Source organism: Lentilactobacillus sp. (assembly GCF_040773105.1).
Taxonomy (GTDB): Bacteria; Bacillota; Bacilli; order Lactobacillales; family Lactobacillaceae; genus Lentilactobacillus; species Lentilactobacillus parabuchneri.
In genome coordinates this window covers 1-3,544 of sequence record NZ_JAXGWW010000220.1, presented here as the reverse complement: position 1 = coordinate 3,544, position 3,544 = coordinate 1, and the positions used below count along the sequence as shown (strand labels likewise).

The 3,544-nt window shown below is 44.6% G+C and carries 2 protein-coding genes, 1 pseudogene and 1 riboswitch; of the genes and pseudogenes, 1 reads left to right on the top strand and 2 read right to left on the bottom strand.

The window, feature by feature from the left end; all coding sequences use genetic code 11:
• Positions 1 to 156, bottom strand: a pseudogene (locus AB3112_RS09690) (thiaminase II); the annotation flags it as partial.
• 184 nt (positions 157 to 340) lie between these two features.
• Positions 341 to 429, bottom strand: a riboswitch (TPP riboswitch).
• A gap of 202 nt (positions 430 to 631) precedes the next feature.
• Between AB3112_RS09690 and AB3112_RS09685 the strand changes: the two are divergent.
• Positions 632 to 2,560 carry an S-layer family protein gene (locus AB3112_RS09685; RefSeq protein WP_085012848.1) on the top strand — a complete coding sequence of 643 codons (1,929 nt, stop codon included), beginning with the start codon at positions 632 to 634 and terminating at the stop codon, positions 2,558 to 2,560.
• Between the two features lie 302 nt (positions 2,561 to 2,862).
• Here AB3112_RS09685 and AB3112_RS09680 read toward each other — a convergent pair.
• The coding region (locus AB3112_RS09680) for a DNA/RNA non-specific endonuclease (protein ID WP_367334387.1) at positions 2,863 to 3,544 on the bottom strand (682 nt) is incomplete at its 5' end.

Genomic DNA, 3,544 nt, shown 5'->3' with positions numbered 1-3,544 from the left:
AATTAGGTCGTGAAGCTTGCCGAATTCACTGAGATAGTAGCGGTCTTGAAGAAGATAATAGCGGAAGGTCGACATTGGCAGTTCACCAGAGATTAATTGCTTGATGAATGGATGATTGACGCTTTGAAGCCAAAGTGGTTGAGCAAGTTCATGCATTTGGTCGGTAAAAGTCCTTGAAGTTTTCAAAATAGTCCTCCTAATTTAGTTTCAAAATATGGTAACAGACAACAACAAACCACCGCTCCTTTCCCACCATTTTGCCCAGGAGCCGTTAAACCAATGACATTAAAAAGCCCACCTTGAAATTCAAAGTGGGCTTTCAGTCGTTTTCACAGAAACTGATTGACTAAAATGGTCTCCCTACGGCAGTACTAACTGCGTCAGGTTCCATGGGTTTGTCTCAGCTTTTCAGCACCCCAGACCACAAAATGATTAATTAAGTTATTTGTACACTTGTATTAAACGAGGAAACCGGCTAAAAGTCAAGTGGTGAATGAGTGTCTGGGGAATCAAAATGGAAAGTCATTTGATTTCAGAGTTTAAAATTGAGTTCGAAAGTATAGGTCCTTTATAATGAAAATGTACCCAAGGAGTAGATATTTGTTAAGTTTTGTAAAGGAGGAGTACTTTTATGACGTCTAATCTCAAGAAATCATTATTCGTGTCATTAGTTGCTTTAGGATTTGTTGCAGCTGCGGGAACCGCCACAGCTCAATCAGCAAACGCCAAGAGTTATGCGCGGGTAACGTCAAATCACAAGATGACCAGCACCCCAACCAGTCGGAACGTTAACTTTACCGGCTCAAATGCCCTCTACACTAAGGCAGGTACATTAAGAGGTGCCAAGAAGGTCGCATCGACAACCACCGTGAAGAAGATCGCTAATTCCAAAAGCTCACAGAACAACGTGCGGGCTTATCGGGTAGCGACAACTAATCGTGGATCGGTTTATTATAAGGTAGTCACTTATGACGGTGCCTATCGTGGCTGGATTTACGGTGGTAAGGTTCAATCAGTATTTGGCGGCGGAATCACAGCGTTTGACACATTTAAAAACCAGAACCTGTCCAGCTTGACTGATACACAACAGAAGGCCACATACAAGATTGCCAGCCCTGGGACTGCTAATGACGGCAAGACCGTGACCTACAAACAGCCGGCATGGACGCAATACAAGGTTGGCCGGGCGATTACGGATTCCAGCCCATACGCCAACAGCACATTCAAGATTGATCAAGTGGGAACGCGGACGCGTGAAGGTGACCAATGGGTTCACATCACGGATACCACAAACGCCAATTCGCCTGCGAACGGCTGGATTTTATACAGCGGCTTGAAGCAGACTGAAGCTCCGGTTGCCGACAACGCAATCCAGATTAATTTGGTCGATCCAAAAGACAATAGTAAAGTGATTAAATCCATCACAGTCACCCGTGATGGTGCCAAGAAGGGAACCAACTTTGGGTACAGCGATAACGGTAACTGGACCATCAGCATGTCTGACCGTGCAAGTATCTTGAATCAAATTCGGGATGCATTGAACGGAACCAGTTACACGTTGGATACGTTGACGACAGCTCAAATTGCCCAGATCGCTCAGACTAATTTTGGTAGCTCTGTTAACATCTCGGTGAATGCCGTGACTAACATTGCTGACAACGCACTGCGAATTAATTTCCGTAAACCTGATGGCACATCGCTGAAAACAATTGATTTTGTTAAAGGCGGCGCAACCAAGGGAACCACGGTTGGATCCGCGGTCAGCGGCAGCACCAACTGGACGTTAAGCGATGGCGACAAAGCAACCATTCAAAGCCAAATCACCACAGCACTGGCAAACTCAGGCTACCAGCTTTCGGGCGGTAACACACTGAGTACCAGCCAAATCGATACGATTGCCCGCGGACAATATGGTGGGCAGGTTTATCTGAATGTGGTGCCGGTTACGAATGGGATAAGTACCATTACGCCTTATGGTAAGCAAAAGGATTCAGACGATAAGACACTTACGGCCCTTAAAGGAGTTTCCGGGGTGTATAGTAAGACTCCAAATGGGTATTCAATCCCGAGCGAGGTAACTCAAGATAAATTTGTTGAAAGTCCAACTGCTACTGGAGCTGCAACGCCAACAAATCGAACCTTTAACGTGACAGCAGCTCAATTAGCAGACCCTAATGGGAAAGATTTGTTAACTAACTTCTTAAGTGGTATTAAGGATGCTGCTGTTCGGAAGGCCGCTTATGATGGCATCTCTGAAAGATTTGTTGATCAAGCCAAATCGGAATTCATTTCAACTGGCTTAAACTTTGACGAATTTAGTGGAGCTCCCGGAGCTGCGTTTACTGAAGACACTGCAACAGGATATGTAAATAATTCTGCGTTAAAGACATTAAAGTCAGTTAAAATACCAGTCTTTAGTCCAGATGGAGACTTTGAAAAGGTACCAGTTACTGACACTAACGAATGGGTTCAATATACATTCAGTGCATATAAGGCAGATAGTGGAACGTATGGAAATCCTGTTAAAGCATATTATACGTATGATGGGTTAAGTAAATAGAATGAACTTGGATGTTAATATTCAAAAAGTAAGGTCAGATGAAATGGCCTTACTTTTTATTGTACTTGGCGACATGTTGACGTGCTACAACACAGATGAATGTGAAGAAACTTTACTAAATCAATTCGGTATACCAAAAATCCCCGAGTCTAACAGATCCAACTTAGTATATATGAGTCAACAAGATGGGGGCTCATTAATTTATAGTTCAGCAAACGGGAACATGATTCATGTCAGTGAAAATAAGACAAAACAACAGGGCACCCCAACCAAGGGATGCCCTGTTTTCATTCAATCATCAATTAACCGACGCGACTGGTACCAGTCTTGTAATTAATTTTGACGCCTGCTTGAATGTTTTTGATATAAATGTTGAAGTGAACTTTGTTGCTGCCGATTGATTTACCCTGCATTTGAACGCCGCTTGCCAGCAAATCATTGCCTTTGAATACCGGTCTTACCTGGTAACGGATGTAGTGCTTGTAGCTTCCGCGGAGGTAGTAGGCAACTTGATTTTCGTACCGCAGCATACTTGGGGTGTTCAGCGACCGGGTTCCGGTGATCAGGTTCTTCGGATTATTGTTTTGCCCGGTCAACTGATAGCCGATTAGATGACAGCGGTTATACAGCCAGCCACCCTTGATGCGCTTGTTGTGCCAGCCGGTTGGGTCAAAGTAGAGCGGCTCTCTTTCCCCAGTTGGCATTAATTTCTTGTTTAGTAATGCATTGGCGGTTGTCGCCCGATTCAAGAAATCAAGATTGCCGTACTTCTGCCAAGCGCCGTGTCGACGGGAAAGGGTACTCTTGGAAAACTTCGGCCGATTGTGATTAATGATCACAATTTGCTTACCATTGACTCGAATCGGCTTACTGCTTGTGCTTGCCGCCTTTTTCCGGGCGCGGTTGGCCTTCTTTCGAGTGGTCGTTTTCTTGTGTGGATTGTAGTCGGTCTTTGCCAATGTCAATCCACGTTTCCTGGCAGTT